Source organism: Aequorivita sublithincola DSM 14238 (assembly GCF_000265385.1).
GTDB classification, from domain to species: domain Bacteria; phylum Bacteroidota; class Bacteroidia; order Flavobacteriales; family Flavobacteriaceae; genus Aequorivita; species Aequorivita sublithincola.
In genome coordinates, this window is sequence record NC_018013.1 from 3,346,639 (window position 1) to 3,366,753 (window position 20,115).

Below are 20,115 nucleotides of genomic sequence, written 5' to 3' on the forward strand. Positions count from 1 at the left end.
TTCCACCCAATGAGTAAGGACATTTTTAGTTCTTTTAAAACCTAAGACCCTAATTTTATGAATGTAAAAAACAACATTTATAAACCATGGTCTTTGCTGCAAACATTAAGAAAACCACAAAAAGGAATACAGCGACTATTGTATCCTACCTTTTTTCGGTGCTCTTTGTATATGCTGCCATAAGCAAACTTTTAGACTTTGAAACCTTTACGGTACAATTGGCGCAGTCGCCGCTCCTCAGTGCTTACGCTGGCATTGTAGCTTGGGCAGTGCCAGCTGTGGAAATTCTCATTTCCATTTTATTGACCATTCCAAGGTATAAAATCCTGGCCCTGCATTCGGCTTTTACCTTAATGGTCATGTTTACAGTATATATCTTTATCATTCTTAATTTTTCTGATTTTATACCCTGCTCTTGTGGTGGAGTTTTGGAGAAACTGAGTTGGACGCAGCATCTCATCTTTAATGTAGTTTTTATCTTTTTGGCTGGGTTTTCAATATTATTTACAACACCTTGCACCAATAAAAGAAAACTTCTATTACTGGCCCTTCTGGCCTTAACGGGGATTAGTATTGTCGTCTTGTTGTTTGCTTTTTCGGAGAAGAAGATGCACAGGAACAATGCGTTTGTAAGACGCTACCCCCATCATCCAATAATACCCATAGACACTATTGATCTTACATATAACTCCTATTATTTTGCGGGCATTTCCAAGCAATATATTTATTTAGGAAACTATACTGCTCCATTGAATGTATTAAGAATATCAACTGATTTTAAGGATACCATTACCATTCGAATTGAGTTACCGAAGGATCGTATTAATTATAAAAACCCCCGCCTAAGAGTTTTGGACAGTACTTTTTTCTTAGCTGACGGGCAAGTACCTATTATTAATACCGGTTCAATAAAAAACTGGAAGGTTAAAAACAGCTATAGAAATATTGGATTCTTCACCGTTTTTGAGCCGATAGGCAAAAATTTACTGGTCATACGAACGCAAAGCAGCAGTACGGGGAATAATACTCTCGGTTCCATAAATCTAACCGATTCAATTAAAACTATATTATATCCAGATATTCTGCAAAGTACTGGTGACGGTTATTTTGACAGAGATGGTAGTTTGCTTTTCAACAGTCAATTTCAAACAATTGTGTATGTGTATTATTATAAAAATAAATACAATTTAATCAATATAGATTTTACCCACTTTAAGGAAAATAATACAATAGATACTGTTCAAAATCCAGTGCTAGATTTAAAAAATATAAAATCTTCAAACCAAACAGTCTTAGGCGGCCGTTCAGTTAAAGTCAATGGAATAGCCGCGTCCGATGGAGAATACCTCCTTATAAATTCTGACCGTTTGGGCAGGTATGAGCCAAATGAGGAGTTAGAAAGAATTTCTATTATAGATGTGTATAATGTACAGGAAGGAAGCTACGATTATAGCTATTACTTATACCGTCATAATAAAGAGGATCTTTTGGGTCTAAAAATTTACGATAGGGAAATCTATACTATCCTTGATAACCATCTAATTAAATTTAAAATGAAAGCTTCCCTATAGCACAAAAATACTGCAGTCAGGATTTAAGCTGAAAACCTGTAAAAAAGAGTAGGCATAATTAATAATTTAAATTTTTAAATCATGAAAACGATGAGAAAAAAATGGCTTTTACCCATAGCGGTATTTGCCATCGCAATTGCCAGTGCTTTCGCTAGCAATGTAAAAACAACCGAAAGTTTAGCCCCTATGGGCTATATAGATTCACCAACAGCCTGCCAAATAGCAGTGCCATGTTCAAGAACATTTGGTGAAGTTTGTAAAAAGTTTTCGCAACAAGCCTTCGGGCTCGACCACAACGGCACCTCGTGTACTGTTGAGCTTTACAAGCCTTAAAAGCGAGGTTTTGTAATCTGAAAGGCTGGTGTTATCCAGCCTTTCTCTTTAATCCCTAGGTATCATCCAAGGTGCAATTTCGCTATCTTTCAAATAGTGATCAAACCACTGCCAACGTTTATAGGTCATATCGATCTGATTATTGGGTTCAAAAAAATCATGTCCTTCGTTTGGGTAAATTAACATGATATGTTCCTTATTTAATATTCTAAGGGCATTATACATTTCCACCGATTGTTCCCAATTTACATTGGAATCTTTATTCCCAGTAATGGTTAAAAGGGGTGTCGTTATATATGGAGCATAGCGTATGGGAGAATTTTTGGCATACAAGTCTGGAGACTCAAAATACGTTTTATTAAAGCGCTGTTGCGCATTAAGAAACCTTCCAGATTGAGGTATTTTCCAAAGCCATGCCACCGAGAAATACAAGCTTATAAGGTCGTGAATGCCTGAAGCGCTAATAGCTGCTGCAAACAGGTCCGTTTGACCAATTATATAAGATGTTTCATAGCCTCCAAAGGAATGCCCGAAAAGACCAATCTTATCTCTTTCTACAAACCCTCTTTTTAAAACTTCCGCTACAGACGCACTTACACATTCGAGTGCAGACTTACCCGCCTGGTTTAATTTGTATTTAATATCCGGGCACAAAACAAAATAGCCTCTTGTAGTAAAATTTGTAATATTAATATCTGCTCCCGTAAACAAAGTTGGATTTTCATAATTGTTTACCCTATCAGTAAGTCTTTCATAAATATAGACCACCATAGGATACTTTTTTTTAGGATCAAAGTTGGCAGGATAAAATAGCGCCCCTTTTAACTTTTCTTCTGACGCTAGGGAATAATTAAAGAGCTCGGCTTTCCCCCAATTGTATTTCCAATGCTGTGGATTGCTTTGGAATAGTTCAAAAGCGGCGCTTTCAGTAGCAGTTTTTACCATCAATTTTGGCGGTACATCAAAATGTTCCTCAGTGTACAGGTAAACATCTGCGCTTTCCGCTTTTTGAATAGCATCCACCTTTCCGGCTGCTAATGAAAGCTGATTTATTGAACCATTAGGGGTTCTTAGATAATAACCAGTGCTTCCGTCTTCACATTTAATATAAAAAGGAATATCATTGGACAAATCATAACAGTTACCCATATATTCCCTAAAGCTTCCTACCTTAAAAACTGTTTCAGCAATTCTAAATACTTTGCCTATACTTCTCCCTCTTGTTATTCGTTCGGCATTGGAACCATCTGGGGCAACTTTCCATAAGTCATATTTATCATATAGTAAAATAGACTCATCGTTAACAGTCCATCCAGGATTACCATAGGGCGGTACAACGCCAGACCAGTCATATTCCTCATTACTAAAAGCAATAGAGATTGATTTGGTAATATTTGTATGACTGTTTTCGTTCGCGTCAAAAACCCACCAGTCATTATCTTTAAAATACGATAAGTACCTTCCGGTAGGTGATAGCATCATTAGCATTTGTGCTTTTCGCCACATCACAAAGTTTTTCGTCCCTGTATTCCAATTATAAACATATACAGGCGTTCCTTTTTTTATAGTAGTATCTGAAAAATCATCCAGTGAACTATAACTGAAAATATATGCACTCCCCTTAGCCCATATATTCTTAGAGCTGTCTTCCTCTCCAAAAATAGTTAGCTCATTTCCTATCCCCTTCCACCCTACCATTAATGGTAAATTTTTAAAATCGAATTCATTTCCATCTGTAGCAGGGAAAATAAATCGGTCCTTTGCATTCCAAATTTGTACCTCCGAACCGTGATTTTCCTTTATTACTGAGGTGGGTTTTTTTTGAATATGGAAGAATAACATTTCCCCATCTAATGAAAAGTGTAAAGTGCTAGCGCGATTATTAACAATTGAATAGTCACAATACTTACAACCAGCTTCCTCTAAATTGCATGTTTCAAGACTCGCTTTATCAAAGATGTGTCTAAACCAATGAACCACTTGGTTGCTATTGTCATGAGTATTTTCAATTACAGCTAACTCCTTATTCGGGCCCCACACAAGTTTTTGTATAGTACCATCAAATGACCTAATTGTAGTGTTTTTTATAGTAGCGTTTTCCAAAGCTACAACTCCCAGTATAGTATTACTACCCATTTTTAAAGTGTAAGCCAATAAATTTTCATCCTTATTAAAAGAAAAATCTAAAACCCCTTTTAGGGTTATTAAACTTTGTAGATCAAAATCCATAATTTCCAATGTATTTTCAATAATGGTGTCTTTTATTTTCTCAGCACTAAAGATTGACAAATACTTTAAGTCTTTGGAAACCCTATAATCTAAAGCGTTGATAAAGGTTTTGGTACTTCGGGATTCTAAATTGAATAGTTGAAGGGAATCATTTTGTCTGTAAAAAACCCAGTTAGCGTTATTTATAAATTGTGGATCAGAGCCCCTAGGAATATAAATTTTCTCCTTTGAGGTTATGTTTTGTAGCACTAGTGTATCTACTCGGTTTTCATAGGAAAGTAAAAAAGAGGCCCATTTTCCATTATCTGATATTTTTGGATCGTATAAATGGTGCCATTTTGAAAAATCTCTTGGAGTAAGGTCTTCCTTAATGCCTGCCTGCCCCCATAAAGGGCAGGACAAGCAATAAAGCATGAAAAAAACTACTTGGGGAATGCTAATCCAAATTAATTGAGTGTTATTTTCATTTTGAGCGTACATTAATAACCAGGATTTTGAGGTTCTAGGTTAGGATTAACCTTTAATTCCCTTTCTGGCAGAGGAAAAAGTTTATCGGTTGACTTCCAGCTTGGTTTTAAACTTCCGAGGATATTATCTAAATTATTAGTGCGTTTCAGATCAAAAAACCGATGACCATGTTCAGTAAAAAATTCAAATCGCCGTTCCTTTAAAATTGCCTGTATCATGGCATCATTTCCCATGGGCTGTATCGCTGGAAGGCCAGCTCGGGTCCGTATAATATTTAAATCGGCTTGCGCCCCTGCCATGTCGCCAAGTTTTGTTCTCGCTTCCGCACGGATAAGAAATTGTTCTGCCAAGCGAAAAAGTATGGAATATTCTGAATTGCTACTCTCCCCTGCTTGGTGTTGATACTTAAAGGGATAATAAAAGGTTTGCGTTCCATCGGAAACGCCTTGCGTCCAAATCGATTTCCTTAAATCGCCCTCTTCAAAACCATCCATTAAATTAAAAGTTAAAGCTCTTACAGGAGGTGGTGCAGTTTCAAAAATAAAAGTTTGTGCTTCCAAAGTGTTCATACCATCAAATTCCGGCATAAGTTGCAAAATTGTTGTGGGGCTTTCCTTTAAGAACACGCTTTCCAAATCGGTTTCCCAAGTTGTATTGGCTATAACCAAAGAAGCCATTTCTTCGGCCGCTTGCCATTGTTCATTATACAGATATACCCTAGCCAAAAGGGCAGTAGCCGTAAGCGCGTCTGCCCTAACATGCTCATCACTGGGATCAAGGTCGGGCAAACTATTTTTGGCATCAATAAGGTCTGCTATTAGATTGCTATAAACAGTTTCCTTACTGTCTCTTTTTACGGTTTTATTTTCAATGTAATTGGTAGTCTTTACATAAGGCACCTCTCCATAAAGATTGTACAGATAAAAATGAATCAAGGCTCTTAAAAACTTCGCTTCTCCAGAAAATTGCGCAGCCTCCTCTGGGGAGAAATACAACGAGTCTTCCATTCCCTCAATGATGGCATTTGCAGAATAAATTAAATTATAGGAGCCATTCCAAACAGACTCTACCGTTTGGTTTGTAGCCAATAAATTATTCTTAAAAAAATCTTCATCAGCTAGGTTAAGGTCACCATAAAAGTCCATTTCATCTGCATAATTCCCCATCAAATTGCTTAAACCTTCGGAGGAACCAGTAAGCAGGACATTTGTTCTAAGCTTACCGTATATGCCAAGTATCGCGGCTTCAACAGTACCCTTGTCGGTAAACAAGGTTTCCCCTGAAATAAGATAATTAGGCGGGTCCAGTTCGACAAATTCTTGGCAAGAAAATAAGGCAAAAAGGGATGTGATTGCCAGTATGCTGAATAAGGGTCTTCTATATATATTCTTTTTTGTTTCCATAATTTTAGTTTTTGCTTTTTAAAATTTGATTTCAGTTCCTAAGCTCCACATTTTCAAAGGAGGCAATTGGGAGGTATTTCTACTTTCGGGGTCTGCTCCTTTATAGTTTGTAACTGTAAATAGATTCTGTCCCTGAATATAAATTCTACAATCGATGCCTAAATTATTTTTGGGTACTCTATAGGATAGGGAAGCATTTTTTAATCTCATATAAGAAGCATCGCCTATTACACCGCTGCTATGTTGATATTTGTCAAAAGCTATATAGGGAGCGTCCAAATAGCCAGCACTTAGAAGTTGATTATTGGAATTATCACCGGGGTTCTGCCAGTGATTAAGTATGTCTATAGGCTGGTTTGAACCTGTTCCTGGCATAGAATTACTAGTTTCATAGGTCCATCCTGTCTGCTTAACGAACTGTAATAAAAAATCGAGGGAAATGTTTTTATAAGTGAGGGTGTTTACCAGCCCCCCATAATAATTAACGCCCCTATATACGGCCTTCTTTAGATCGTTAGGACTCGTTATAGTACCATCTCCATCATAGTCTTGAAAAGTGTAAAGACCTGTTGTGGGATCAACACCAAGATAGTTATACAAAATTTCAATATCCAGCGGCTCCCCTATTACTAGATCATTAGCATACGTAGATTCTTCCAAGCCGGGAAAGGATATAAGTTTATTTCTTGGAATGCTAAGGTTTATTCCAGTAGTCCATTTAAGATTTTTTGAATTCAAGTTTACCGTATTCAGTTCCATTTCCAACCCACTGTTTTGTACCGTAGCATCTAAATTGGAATTAACCGATGTAAATCCTGTGGTTCCGGGTAAGGGAATACCCACCAATTGATTTGAAGAGCGGTTGCGGTAATAGGTGCTTGCCAATAAAACCCTGTCCTTTAATATCCCTATTTCAACACCAAATTCCAGTTTTCGGTTTGTTTCCCAACCAAAAATTGGATTGTAAAGTTGCGAAGGTTCAAGCCCCGGAATCCCTTCATAACTAATACCACTACCAACATAAGTATTTAAGTATTTGTAATTCCCTATTTGATCGTTACCACTCGTGCCATAACTACCGTGGAACTTTCCAAAACTTAAAAATGGAATCGCTTCTTCAATTAATGGCTCCTCCCCAAATAGCCAAGCCGCTCCTACTGCTCCAAAATTTGCGAATTGTTTGCCAGGACCAAAGCGACTTGAACCGTCTCTTCTTCCTGTAAGGTTTAGAATATACTTCTTTGCCCAATTCAAATTTACACGCCCGAATATGGCATTGTACCTATATTCATCATCGGTAAAGGATTTAATGGATATGGACGCAGCAGCCGAAGGATCATTAATTAGAGCGTTTGTAGTAAAGCCTTCTGCAAAACGGATGGTGCGCCGAGAATTTTCACTTTGAAAGGAGGAGCCAATCAGCACTTCTATTTTGGCCTTATCAAATTTAAGTTCATATTCCAACTGCGGCTCCACAATCCACGATGTTCTACGCGCATTGTTTACAGTAATAGATGAATTACTGCTGTCTAAACCAAAGGCGGGATCAAAGAGCGTATTGGGAGAGGTTCGGCTTTCTTCCAGATTTATTGAGTTGTAACCAAGGTTCGTTTTTAACCAAAGATTTTTAAAAGGCTGATATTCGATAAATCCACTACCAATTAGATTGTCCGTTTTAGATAAATACGCGGCGTTGAGTTGCGCTAACGGATTGCGAAAAGTACCATCCTCCCAGTTGAGCTCCCCATTGTCATCATATAAGGCCGGAGCATTGGGAGCCAAGGAGCGCGATAGAAAAATAAAGGAGGTAGCGGGTAAATTATTACGATCTGAAACGTAATTGCCAGAAAAATGAACCCTAAATTTTTTGTCTTTAGTTTGGTGATTAAGACTACCCAAAACAGCGTTCTTTTTGTAATCAAAGTCTCCTGGAAACACCGTGGTTTCTTTTTGATGGCTCCCGCGAAGAAGAAATCGGGTTTCCTCATTGCCACCACTAACACTTGCTTGAGTACGAGTAAAATAGGCGGTACCTCCCAGTAGCACTTTTTGCCAGTCAGTATATCTGTTTTGATCCCACGTGCCATTTATATCATACTCATAAAAAGGGTAGGTAGTAATGCCATCATTGGCAAAAGCTTCTTTTCTCAATTGGAGGTATTGCTCGGTGTTTAAAAGTTTTTGGGTTCGTGTTATAGTTCCCACACCACTTTCTTGTGATACACTAAATTGCGTTTTTCCGGCCTTTCCTTTTTTGGTAGTTATCAGCACTACTCCATTCGCCCCGCGTGACCCATAAATGGCGGTGGCATCGGCATCTTTTAATATTTCTATACTTTCTATATCCGTCGGGCTTATACCATTAAGAGCACTTTGAGTGCCCCCTAACACAGCCGAAATTGTGTTTACGCCTAGAGAAGCAGAAGGATATGGAACCCCGTCTACAATATATAGAGGATCGTTACCATCCACCCGTATGCTATTTCGTCCTCTAATTCGAATATCAAAGCCTCCACCCGGAACTCCAGAGTTTTGAATAACCTCCACTCCCGTAAGTCTTCCCTGAAGTGTGGCCAGTGGATTGCTCACAGGTTGCTTTTCTATTTCCGCGGCAGTAACGCGAACAATACTCCCCGTCTTTTCCCTATCGGAAACTTTGTAGTAGCCCGCATTAATTACCACTTGGTCTAAGGCTGTTGCATCTAGTACCATAACTACATTCAATATGGACCGATTCCCTACCATAATTTCTTGAGGTTTGAAGCCTAGATAAGTAAATACCAATGTATCGGAAGGATGTGCGATTACGGTGTATTGCCCATCCAAATTGCTCTGCGTGCCCTTGGCAGTGTTTTTTATAAAGATGTTCACGCCAGCCATGCCAATACCCAAGGAGTCTGTAACCACTCCTTTGATATTATTTTGTTGAGATACTTTACCACTACGACGTGTAATGGTAATGTAATTATTTTTCGTGGTGATAATACTAAAATCGGATGGGGGAAGACATTGCTTTAATAGCTCATTTACCTTAATTATGCCTTTTTTCAAATCTATTTTAGGCAACTCTTTAAAAATATCCGATTGGTAGATGAACGTACATTCTGTCTGATTTCCAATTATTTCTAAGACCTCATAGATGGTGACTGCCTTATCCTTGTCAATCGTAATTTTGGGGTTTTGAGAAATCAGAGGGTTTGGTGAGAAGCTAAAGATGGTTGTACAAACTAAAAATAGTATGGTTCTCAGGATAATTTTCGGGAGGTGGCTTGCTTGAATTACAAGCACCTTTATTAATTTAATTTTCATAAATTTGTGAATTGATTGGTTAATATTCCAATTATAAAGGGAGTTGAGTTTTTTACTTTCCAGGTAGTCACTTTTCTCCCTTCTTTTTTTATTTGATGGTAATGGATTTGTTTTTTATCTCATAGGCGCTTATACTGTTAGTGTTTTTTATTCCGTTCAATATTTCTTCAATTGTTTGCTCTTTACTAAGAAGCCCGCTGAATTTTACATTCTGCAGTTCGGGTGAGTCGAAGGAAATGTGTACATCGTACCACCTAGAAAGGACTTGCATAATCTCCTTTAAAGGCTTGTCCTCAAAGTAGAAATAGCCCCTAATCCATGCGGTGTGGTGATTTACATCTACCGATGACTTTGATAATTGATTTGTGCTATGGTCCCAAACTGATTGTTCTCCGGGGTGCAGTTCGACACTTTTATCCTTGGCCGCAATATGCACTTTGCCTTCCACCAAGGTGGTGTATATTTTTTCTTCATCGTTATAGGCTTTCAGATTGAAAATGGTGCCGATCACATTTACCTCTTGTCCTTTCGCGATAATCTTAAAGGCATCTCCTTGGTGTTTGGAACTTGGGGAAACCATCAAATAAGCTTCGCCGTATAGTAGTTCCACCGTTCGGGTTTCTCCTGGCTGAAAGGCGATGGGATATTTTATCTTGGTATCGGCATTTAACCATATTTCAGTACCATCTGCAAGCTTTAGTTGGTACTGTCCTCCTCTTGGCACTACCAAATAATTAACGGCTGTATATAACGGAGCGTTTACGTAATTATACTCCAATCTATCCTCTTTGCTCTGAGCAACCTTATTTTTGAAAGTAGTCTCAGGGCTTAAGGCTACTTGTGTACCATCTTCTAGAATTAGCAGCGCTTTATCAGTTCCTGGTTCAATGGCGACCTGCACTGAAACTCCCTGCTCAGATTTTTGAATGTGGTTGTAGGTGAGATATGAAAGAGAAAACAATAATAAGGCAATGGCAGCCGCCTTATATAGCTTTGGCATTAGGCTTCTTGTGGGTTTTTGTAATCTTTCGACCACTTTTGCCCAGTCATTCTCAACATCAATTTCCTTCAGTTTTCCCAGTTGCTCTTCTAGGGCAGGCTTGGATAGACTTTCTTGAATACGTGTCTTAGTTTCCTGACTTAAATAATCCGCCTCCTTTAGGGCGTCAGTTTCTTCACCATTGGAAAGGGCTTTGGCCAATTTGTTTGCTAAGGCAAAAATGCGGTCATAAATTGTCATGGAGTTTCTTTTATACCTCTATAACAACAGAAATGAGAAAGTGTCTAAAATTAAATTGGAAAAATTGAATTTGATTGCTTAATGTTTGACCTATTTTATCAGTTTATTTTCTTCGTTTACCCCGTCCCTAAAGGGTGCGAAGAAAAAAAACTTCATTCCTGTCAAGAAACGTAACAGGTTGATTAGTTAAATATACCGGGTTGGGCGATACATTGAGGATTCATAAAAATGAAAGAAGATATTTTAAAGGGGCCAATAGACCTTTAAGTTTTTGATATGCCAAGCTTTTCTGGGTTCTTACCGTACTGGGGGTGATGTTGAGTTCTTCGGCAATTTCACTGGTGGTGTAGTTGTTTAGTGACAGCGTGATGACTTTCGCTGATTTTTTTGGTAGCGTATTTATTGCCTTATACAGTTGGGCATAGGTTTCTGCCGTAACTATTTGGGTAAAAAAATAATCTTCGGACTGTTGCATTACCAAATCTATGGGAGCATTATTGTCTATTGTTTTGTAGTGTTTGCTTTTTAAGTAATTCAGACAATGGTTCTTAACCGTGGTATAAAAGTAGGCTTTGGTAGTATTGTGGTTTAAAAATACTGGCTGCTTCTGCCATATTTTAATAAAAACCTCCTGAACGATGTCTTTGGAAGTATCCATATCGTTGAGGTATTTATTGGCAAATATACATATCGGTGGATACAAGGTTTCAAAAAGTGCCTTGAATCCCTCCAAATTTGTAATATTTGGTTTGTTCGTGGACATATTTAATGGGTTATTGGGAGTCAATGTAATTTCTCCCAAGCTCAACAATACAAGCTAACCTTAATTACTAAAGTTTCTTGTTTTTAAGCACTCCCATAATTTTTACAGCAATTATGTTTTAAAAGTTTGTAGAAAAAATAGGGCGCAGTACTCAACTTACCGACTAGGGGTACTGGTATACCTTGCAGAGATAAGAGAGCCCACGCCCCGGGACGTGAGCCTATCTACTTATCATCTCTCTGCAAAAAATTACCAGTTTTCTAGGCGAGATTCAAAGCGATGGCTTCAAATATGTTTATACGAAGTATCGCAAATTTAAATTTAATTATGCTAATATAAAAAAAACTTAATTGTAAACCAAATGGTTTACAATAAATATCTTGTTAAGTTGAAACTTGCAGTATGGCAAGGTCAGGAAACGAAGAGCAGAAGCTTAATAAAAAAATTTCTTTAAGAATTAAAGAACTTAGAGAGAAAATAGAACCAGTCCAGTCTAAATTTGCAAAAGATCATTTCATCGATAGGCAATTATTAAGCAGATGGGAGAACACAAATGATGATAGAGGTATTTCTATTCATACTATCCTTAAGTTTTGCAAAATGATAAATATTAGCTTAAAAGAATTTTTTGATGATGATTTGTTTGCTAAATAATTTACTAGTCTTTATTTAAATCAGTTAAAATCCAATATCTCTCCAATAGTTTTTCTTCTTCTAAAGCAATCAGATTAAATAGTTTTTTCTTCGATATATTATATTCTACCTCTACAAAAAATTTAAATATCGTATATAATACATAACGAGTTTCTCCTTTTAAATAATAGTCTACGAAGTCTCCTTTTGTAAAAACGAGGTCATATTTATTGTGTTGAGTATGCTTATTAAGTGAGGCCAGTTGGTTTTTTAAGCTTTTTCCCTGTTCTATTGTATTCTATTAATAATTAGAAACTATTATTAATTTTTGGCAAATAATTTGTAATTTGCCAAAGTTTAATCAACAAAAAACATCTTGTTCAACATATTAAAAGAAAATATTCAAGATTATTTTATAGGGCAGTCCACCATTGAAAAAGACAAATTGGTGGCAAATATTTTATTGAATTTTCCTGAATTAAAAGAAAGTTCCATTAATGTTTATCTCTCGCTTTTAAAAAAAGAAGGAGTTATCCAAAATCCTTCTAGAGGTATTTATGCCCTTGAGGAAATGAACTCATATATTCCAACTATTGATATTAAGCAAAAGCGATTATTCAGAAAAATAAAGAAAGACCTTCCGTTTATTGATTTTTGCATTTGGAACACCAAATGGCTAAATGAATTTATGTTACATCAACCTTTTAAATATTATACAGTTTTGGAGATTGAAAAGGATGCTATAGAGCCTGTTTTTTACTTATTAAAAGAACAAGGAAAGCCTGTATTTTTAGAACCTGATGCAGATACTTTTGATTTGTATATCAACAACAGTGAGGATGTTATTATTTTAAAACAACTAATTACTGAATCACCTCTCCAAGAAATTGAAAATATTCTAATCCCCACCTTGGAAAAGTTATTGGTAGATATGACTATAGATACAAATTTATATTCTGCACAACAGGGGGAGATAAAATTAATTTTTACTTCCGCATTTGAAAAATATACGGTCAACAAAAACAGAATGAAACGATACTCCTATAGACGTAATCGAGAAAATGAAATAGAGAAACTAACAAATTTAACTTTGGCAAATATTGCTTGATTTTGCCAAAACTTAATTATTAATGATATTATCATCAACATATAGTCGGAACTGGATTTATGAAGTCGAAAGAAATTTAGGAAAAAAGAAAATTGATCCAAAATTGATTGAGAAAGTTATCTATGCGCTAGCCTTTTTAGAACAACTAAAAGTAAACGGGTTAGACTTTATCTTTAAAGGAGGAACAGCATTATTGTTGGCTACTGAAGAGCCAAAGCGATTTTCTATTGATATAGATATTATTACAGAACAAACCCAGGGAGAAATAGAAGCAGTTATTGAAAAAATAAGTAAAGTCGAAATTTTCACCCATTGGGAAAGTGACAATGATAGAAAACATACACCAGATGCTCCTGTGAGTCATTATAAAATGTTTTATACAAGTAATGTAGATGGTAATATAGAGCCTATATTGTTAGATATACTTCACACTGCCAATCCTTATCCTGAGGTAAGGGAAATTCCTGTAGCACATAATTGGATTCAAACTTCTGGTCAAGTTGTGACAGTTCAAATGCCAACTTTTGATGCCATATTAGGAGATAAGCTTACTGCCTTTGCTCCTAAGACTACAGGTATTTTATATAGTAAGGAAAGACCTGTAGAAATTATAAAACAATTGTTTGATATCGCTTTTTTAGTGGACAATATTTCTAACTTGGAAATTGTCAAAAAAAGCTATAATACAGTAGTAGAAGAGGAAATCAAGTATAGAAAACTGAAAGTAGAGACTATTGATGTTTTAAAAGACACTCAAGAAGCCTGTCTTGTTTTAGCGTCTAGAGATACGAAATCGGCTGAGTTTCAAAATTTACAATTAGGAATTAGCAATTTTACAAATTTCACCATTATAAGCTTCAACTTAGAAGAAGCAATTTCGGCTAGCGCGAAAGCGGCTTATCTTGCCGAAATTTTGAAAAACAAGGGAATAATAAGTTTGGAAAAATTTAATAATCCATTACAAATTAAAGATTGGCTAATAGAAGAGGAGCAATTCAATAAATTAAACAAGCTTAAGAAAAGTAATCCTGAAGCGTTTTTTTATTGGTATAAGGCGGTTTCATTGTTTCTTGAAAATAATGTTGTGTTAACTAATCAAGAAATTAAATCTTTCGAAGAAGCATCAGAGTATTATAGATATAGAAAAGAAAAATTTCCTAGTGAAGAGGCTATGCTTAAAATTAGAGAAAAACTAGATAGCAGTAATAAATTTGAAAGTTTTAGTACTGACGAATTAAAATATATGAAAAAAATTATAGATGAGAACATTGAATATGTTACCAAAAAAGGTTATGAAGGTTTATCTCAAGATTTTCTTATTTCAAGAAAACAAGAAATACTAAAACCGCTGTTTGAAATTAGAATAAAAATTAAAAGCATGCAAAATGTCTGAAATATCATTTAAAGTATCCGCTAGGACTGCTAGGCTTATTGGTAGAGAAAATATTGCAAATTCAAAAGGAGCAATAATTGAACTTGTCAAGAATGGATATGATGCAGATAGTGATATCAGCATTGTTTATTTCGACAATGAATATTCTCCAATTATCAATGAAATAAGTGATGATTATTACAATACTCTTTTAAGGAAAGGTATTGACAAAACTGTTTTAAACAATGTATACGAATCAAAAAGCGGAATGTTTATTATTAAGGAAGAATTGGACCAAGAAGCTAGAAATTTGCTTAAAAAAGCCCTGAATAAACTTAATTGTCTTTATATAATAGATTCTGGCGAAGGAATGACGCAAAATATCATTAGGGATTATTGGATGACAATAGGTACGGATCATAAAGCTATTGACGTATTTACTAATTCTGGAAAAGTTAAATCAGGTGCTAAAGGCATAGGGCGATTTGCTTTAGATCGATTAGGTGGAAAATGTGAAATGATAACGGTATATAATCCAGAAAATCATGAACCAGATACAGATGAAAGTGGAAATCTTTCAAATTTTAATGGTTACAATTGGAAAGTGAATTGGGAAGATTTTGAAGGTGATTTCAAAACTATTGATACAGTTAAGGCTGAATTAATTGGAATCGAGTCTAAAACAATTAAAAAAGAAATAGTAAAGGAAATTCCAGAATTGAATTTAGAAAAGTTAAATACCAAAGTGGATTTTGAATTTGGCACTATTCTCAAAATAACAGATTTACGAGATAATTGGGAAGACTATTACGTAGAACAGGTTTATTCAGACCTTGAAGTTTTAGTACCACCTAAAGAAAGTGGTGAGTTTCAAATTTTTTTATTTTCAACATTATCTCCTGAAAAATATGGAGAAGTAGTTGGGTCTGTATGTGATGATTTTGACTATAAACTTATTGCATCGGCAAATGAAAAACAGATAGTCACAATTAAAATTATAAGAGACGAATATGATTTAGATAGAATAGACCCCGACTTTTTCAAAAGAAATGAAATGCAAAATAAGCCGTATACAAAAGCAGAATTTGAAAAGGGTCATTGGGAGAAAAAAATGACTTTCTCACAACTATTACCAGGCTTTTTAGAAAAAGATGAAGAAAAAGTTTTTAATAACATTGGCGTTTTTAATTTTACTTTTTACTATATGAAAAAAGGATATAGTAGCGAAGATGTTGAAAGATTTTATTATAATTCATTTATGACTAATAATAGAAGGGCATGGTTGGAAAAGTTTGCAGGTGTAAAGTTATTTAGAGATAATTTTAGAGTTCGTCCTTATGGTGAAGTGAAAAATACATCTTTTGATTGGCTAGATTTAGGTTTACGCAAATCTCAAAATCAAGCAGGTATTGCAAAAGAAGAAGGTGGATGGAGAGTAGAACCTGAAAATGTTTCTGGAGCGATTAAAATTTCTCGTCTGACTAATGTGAATTTTGAGGATAAATCGAGTAGAGAAGGTCTTCAGGAAAATAAAACATTCCAAATTTTCAAAAAACTATTAGCAAATATAATTTTAGTATTAGAAGAAGATAGAGCTTATATAGCAAGGGCTATGGATGCATTTTACAAAGAAAACAATAGCGACGCTATTGATAGAAAAAAAGCCCAAGCTTTAGCTAAATCAATACTGGAAAAAGAGAAAGCGAAAAGAGAAAAGGGGAAAAAGGAAGGTAAAGACAGTTCTCAAACACAGAATGAAAATCAACCTATTGATTCTATTTCAAATGAGAGTATTGTATTAGCTGAATTAAATAGGGAAAAAGATGAAGAAATAGAAAAGCTTAAAGACGAACAGAAAGTATTGAGAGGGCTTGCTAGTAGTGGTATAGTACTGGCCTCTTTTAGCCATGATTTAAGCAAGTTGAATGATGTCCTTGATTCGAGGGTTGAAAAACTCAAAAAAATTATTGCTGTAAAATTCAATGAAAAAGATTATAAAGATACCGAAGATAGAAAAAACCCATTTGCTCGTCTTGAAAAAATGAAAAAACAAGATTTGAAACTTCAGAACTGGTTGAAGTTTTCATTAGGAGCTACGAGAAAAGATAAAAGAAAAAGACCTCAAGTATTTCTTCATAAGTATTTCAAAGATTTAAAGGATGATTGGCAAATAATTCTTGAAAATAGAGCAATTGATTTTGATGTTTCAAGTATTGAAGAAATTGAACTTCGTGTTTTTGAAATTGAATTTGATAGTATTTTTAATAACCTTTTGGTTAATTCATTTGATGCCTTCAAGAATTCAAAGGAGAATAGAAGTAGAAAAATAAAAATAATAGCCAAAGCTACAGAGAAAGAAATCATAATTGAATATTATGATAATGGACCTGGTTTAAGTAAAGACATAGAAAATCCAGAGAAAATTTTTGAACCGCTATTTACAACAAAAAGAAATGCCTTTACAGGAGAATAAGAAGGCACTGGATTGGGAATGTGGCTCATTAAATCAATAGTTAAAGAGAATGATGGTAAAGTATCCCTATTGTATCCAAAAATTGGTTTTGGGATTCGCTTAACTTTTCCAGTTAAATATAAAAGAAAATAATTATGTATAAACTTTTATTCATTGATGAAGAGCTTGATGATATTGAAGACTTTAAAGACTATATCGAAGAAAAAGATCTTGAGGATTTATTTGAGGTTAAATCAATATATCCATTAGACAATCTTGAGGATATGATAGAAGAGATTATTAGTATATATCCAGATGCGATTGTGACGGATTTTATGCTAAATGAAATAAAAACTAGCATAAAATACAATGTTCCTTATAATGGAACACAGTTAGTCAAAACTTTTTTAGAAATCAGGGAAGATTTTCCTTGCTTTGTTTTAACGTCTTTTGATGATCAAGCTGTAAGTGAGAGTGATGATGTTAATATCGTATATATAAAAGGAATTTTACATGGTTCGGAAAAAGGAACAAAAGCTAAAGCAAATTTTGTTGACAGGGTTAAAAATCAAATTATACATTATCAAATAAAACTTGAGAAGGCAGAGACTCGTCTTATTGAACTAATTACAAAATCAGAAAAAGATATACTTGATGCCCCAGAAAAGGATGAATTATTAAAGCTTGATTCATTGATAGAAAACGCATTGGATAAAAAAAGTAATATTTCTAGAATTGCAAAATTAGAAATGCAATCTGAGCCATTATCGGAATTGCTGAATAAAGTCGATGAGTTAACTAAATCACTTAAGGATAGTAATGAGTAAACTCCCTTTTAGAAAAAAAGAAGAAATCCCTGAAAGACTTTATAAAGGGAGGGAATATGCGGACTATCGTAAATACAAGTCTTTTTTAAGAGAAGATTTTAAAATGAAGTGTGGGTATACAGGATGCATAGACCATTGGTTTGGCGGGACCGTTTCATTCCAAATAGATCATTTTTTACCCCAGTCAATACATCCACACTTAAAAACGAAATATTCAAATCTTATATATTCTTGTTCTTATGTGAATAGAGCAAAAAGCAATGATGATGGAAATTATCTTGATCCTTGCAATACTGATTATAATATACATTTTTATAGAAATCAAAAAGGAGAAATTCTTCCCGTCCAATCATCAGCTAAGGCAGTTTATATGCATAAAAAATTGAAATTATATTTAAGTAGGTATAGTATAATTTGGACATTAGAACAATTAGAAAATCGAATGTATGAACTTCAAGTATTGATTGAACGAACTAATAATGCAAAAGCAAAAGACTTATTTGTTGAAGTAGGAATGAAATATAACAATTTTAAAAAATATTTGAGAGCTTAACTTTTATAAAATGAATAAAGCTATTTTTAAATATTTAGAAACTCATTATACTGATCCTAATAATATTGATAGGTTAGTGGTTTCCAATTTCATTTATTCAAACAATCTTGAAGATACAAAAAATGAATTTATAAAGGAATATTTAATTAGGGTAGACTCCTCGGACTTTAAAGAACTTGAAAAATTTATGGTAGTCCATAAAATATCTGATTTTGAAAATCTTATACAGATTTTTGAGTTCGTCATTTCTCCCTTGGATAAAATTGTTACAGGAGCAATTTATACCCCGGAACATATAAGAAATTATATAGTTAACAATTTATTTCAAAATCTAGATGATTTATATAATATAAATGTTTGTGATCCTGCTTGTGGATGTGCCTCTTTTTTGTTGACCGCAGCAGATTGGTTACATAAAAAAACAAATAAGCCATTTAAGCTCATTTTTGAAGAAAATTTGTTTGGACTGGATATTCAAAAGTATTCTACTTTAAGATCAAAATTGGTCTTAATTCTTTTTTCATTATCTAAAGGTGAAGATAACGTGAATATCAATTTTAACCTATTCACAGGTAACGCATTAAATTTTGATTGGGCTGAACATATTATAGATTTTAATGGATTTAAAGCGGTTATTGGTAACCCACCATACGTGTGTTCTCGAAATATTGATGAAGATTCTAAATTGCTTTTAAAAAATTGGTCGGTTTGTTCAACTGGTCATCCAGATTTATATATACCTTTTTTTGAAATTGGTTTATCCATACTTCATAATAAAGGTAGATTAGGCTATATAACTATGAATACTTTCTTCAAAAGTGTAAATGGAAGAGCTTTGAGAGAATATTTTAAAAACAGGAAACAACAAATTACAATTTTGGATTTTGGTAGTGAGCAAGTTTTTAGCTCAAAATCTACATATACCTGTCTTTGTTTTATATCTAACGCTAAGCAGGATTACATTGAATTTTTGAAATTGAATCCACAAAAACTGCAAACTGATCAAACAATAACTTTAAATAGGATTCTATATTCAAAGTTAGATAGTTTCAATGGTTGGAATTTACAAAATACTGATGTGATTAATAAAATTGAATCAATAGGAACACCTTTGGGCGAAAAATTTAGAACAAGAAATGGCATAGCCACTTTGAAAAATAATATATATATATTTTCACCAATATCAGAAGATGAAGATTATTACTATTTAAATAATGACACAGTTTATGCAATAGAAAAAGGTATTTGTACAGATATCATAAATCCAAACAAGTTAAAGAAGGCAGGTATTACTGAAAAGATTAAACAAAAAATTATTTTGCCATATAAGCGTACAATGACAAACGTCGAAATAATAGATGAGAAATCATTTAGAATTAATTTCCCGATGGCTTATAAATATTTAAAATCAAAAAAAACTATTTTGGCAACTAGAGATAAAGGAAATGGAAATTATGAAAAGTGGTATGCATTCGGTCGTAACCAGTCTTTAGAAAAAATGAAGAATAAACTTTTCTTTCCTCATATCACTTCAAATATTCCGAATTACTTAATAAATAATGACGAAAATTTGCTTTTTTATAATGGCTTAGCATTAGTTGCCCAGAATCAAAAAGATTTAGAGTTTATGAAAAAAATCATGAGCTCTAGAATATTCTGGTTTTATGTAACACAAACTAGCAAACCATATGGATCAGGCTATTATTCTTTAAGTAGAACATACATCAAAAATTTTGGTTTTTATGATTTTAATGAAGACGAAATTGATTTAATTATAAAAGAAGATAATCAAGAATGGTTAAATCAATTTATTGAATCGAAGTATGAAATAGAGTTGTCTTAAAATATGTTATT

General features: G+C 34.2%; 14 protein-coding genes. 9 read left to right on the plus strand and 5 right to left on the minus strand.

Annotation, left to right across the window (positions count from 1 at the left end):
- The first annotated feature begins 86 nt into the window (after positions 1–86).
- A complete protein-coding gene (locus AEQSU_RS15245; protein ID WP_014783769.1) occupies positions 87–1,571 on the plus strand; it encodes a MauE/DoxX family redox-associated membrane protein in 1,485 nt (494 codons plus the stop codon).
- A gap of 81 nt (positions 1,572–1,652) precedes the next feature.
- Entirely contained in the window at positions 1,653–1,904 is a 252-nt protein-coding gene (locus tag AEQSU_RS15250) for a DUF6520 family protein (protein ID WP_042492134.1), read from the plus strand.
- 48 nt (positions 1,905–1,952) lie between these two features.
- On the opposite strand, the gene AEQSU_RS15255 is transcribed toward AEQSU_RS15250, so the two are convergent.
- The 5 genes from AEQSU_RS15255 to AEQSU_RS15275 form a co-directional block, all read right to left on the minus strand.
- Positions 1,953–4,613, minus strand: coding sequence for an alpha/beta hydrolase family protein (locus tag AEQSU_RS15255; RefSeq protein ID WP_014783771.1), 2,661 nt, complete (start codon positions 4,611–4,613; stop codon positions 1,953–1,955).
- Positions 4,613–6,004 carry a RagB/SusD family nutrient uptake outer membrane protein gene (locus AEQSU_RS15260; RefSeq protein ID WP_014783772.1) on the minus strand — a complete coding sequence of 464 codons (1,392 nt, stop codon included), beginning with the start codon at positions 6,002–6,004 and terminating at the stop codon, positions 4,613–4,615. The genes AEQSU_RS15255 and AEQSU_RS15260 overlap by 1 nt, the downstream gene beginning before the upstream one ends.
- Positions 6,005–6,022: 18 nt before the next feature.
- A complete protein-coding gene (locus AEQSU_RS15265; protein ID WP_014783773.1) occupies positions 6,023–9,313 on the minus strand; it encodes a SusC/RagA family TonB-linked outer membrane protein in 3,291 nt (1,096 codons plus the stop codon).
- An 88-nt stretch (positions 9,314–9,401) separates the two neighbouring features.
- Complete coding sequence (locus AEQSU_RS15270; protein WP_014783774.1) at positions 9,402–10,553, minus strand: FecR family protein; 1,152 nt, start codon at positions 10,551–10,553, stop codon at positions 9,402–9,404.
- A gap of 220 nt (positions 10,554–10,773) precedes the next feature.
- Complete coding sequence (locus AEQSU_RS15275) at positions 10,774–11,316, minus strand: RNA polymerase sigma-70 factor (RefSeq protein ID WP_042492589.1); 543 nt, start codon at positions 11,314–11,316, stop codon at positions 10,774–10,776.
- Between the two features lie 402 nt (positions 11,317–11,718).
- Between AEQSU_RS15275 and AEQSU_RS15280 the strand changes: the two genes are divergently transcribed.
- The 7 genes from AEQSU_RS15280 to AEQSU_RS15310 all read left to right on the plus strand — a co-directional run bounded on the left by AEQSU_RS15280 (position 11,719) and on the right by AEQSU_RS15310 (position 20,104).
- Complete coding sequence (locus AEQSU_RS15280; RefSeq protein WP_014783776.1) at positions 11,719–11,970, plus strand: helix-turn-helix transcriptional regulator; 252 nt, start codon at positions 11,719–11,721, stop codon at positions 11,968–11,970.
- Between the two features lie 427 nt (positions 11,971–12,397).
- Positions 12,398–13,057, plus strand: a complete 660-nt coding sequence (locus tag AEQSU_RS15285) for a DUF6577 family protein (protein ID WP_245529082.1) — start codon at positions 12,398–12,400, stop codon at positions 13,055–13,057.
- A gap of 22 nt (positions 13,058–13,079) precedes the next feature.
- On the plus strand, positions 13,080–14,450 hold the full coding sequence (locus AEQSU_RS15290) for a nucleotidyl transferase AbiEii/AbiGii toxin family protein (protein WP_014783778.1): 1,371 nt from the start codon (positions 13,080–13,082) through the stop codon (positions 14,448–14,450).
- The gene (locus tag AEQSU_RS15295; RefSeq protein WP_211206521.1) at positions 14,443–16,902 is read left to right on the plus strand and encodes an ATP-binding protein; all 2,460 of its coding nucleotides are present in this window, start codon (positions 14,443–14,445) and stop codon (positions 16,900–16,902) included. The genes AEQSU_RS15290 and AEQSU_RS15295 overlap by 8 nt, the downstream gene beginning before the upstream one ends.
- 134 nt (positions 16,903–17,036) lie before the next feature.
- A complete protein-coding gene (locus AEQSU_RS15300; protein ID WP_014783779.1) occupies positions 17,037–17,708 on the plus strand; it encodes a hypothetical protein in 672 nt (223 codons plus the stop codon).
- Positions 17,701–18,261, plus strand: a complete 561-nt coding sequence (locus AEQSU_RS16290; RefSeq protein ID WP_014783780.1) for an HNH endonuclease family protein — start codon at positions 17,701–17,703, stop codon at positions 18,259–18,261. Before AEQSU_RS15300 ends, AEQSU_RS16290 begins: the two co-directional genes overlap by 8 nt.
- 10 nt (positions 18,262–18,271) lie before the next feature.
- Positions 18,272–20,104, plus strand: coding sequence for an Eco57I restriction-modification methylase domain-containing protein (locus AEQSU_RS15310; protein ID WP_014783781.1), 1,833 nt, complete (start codon positions 18,272–18,274; stop codon positions 20,102–20,104).
- Positions 20,105–20,115 lie beyond the last annotated feature (11 nt).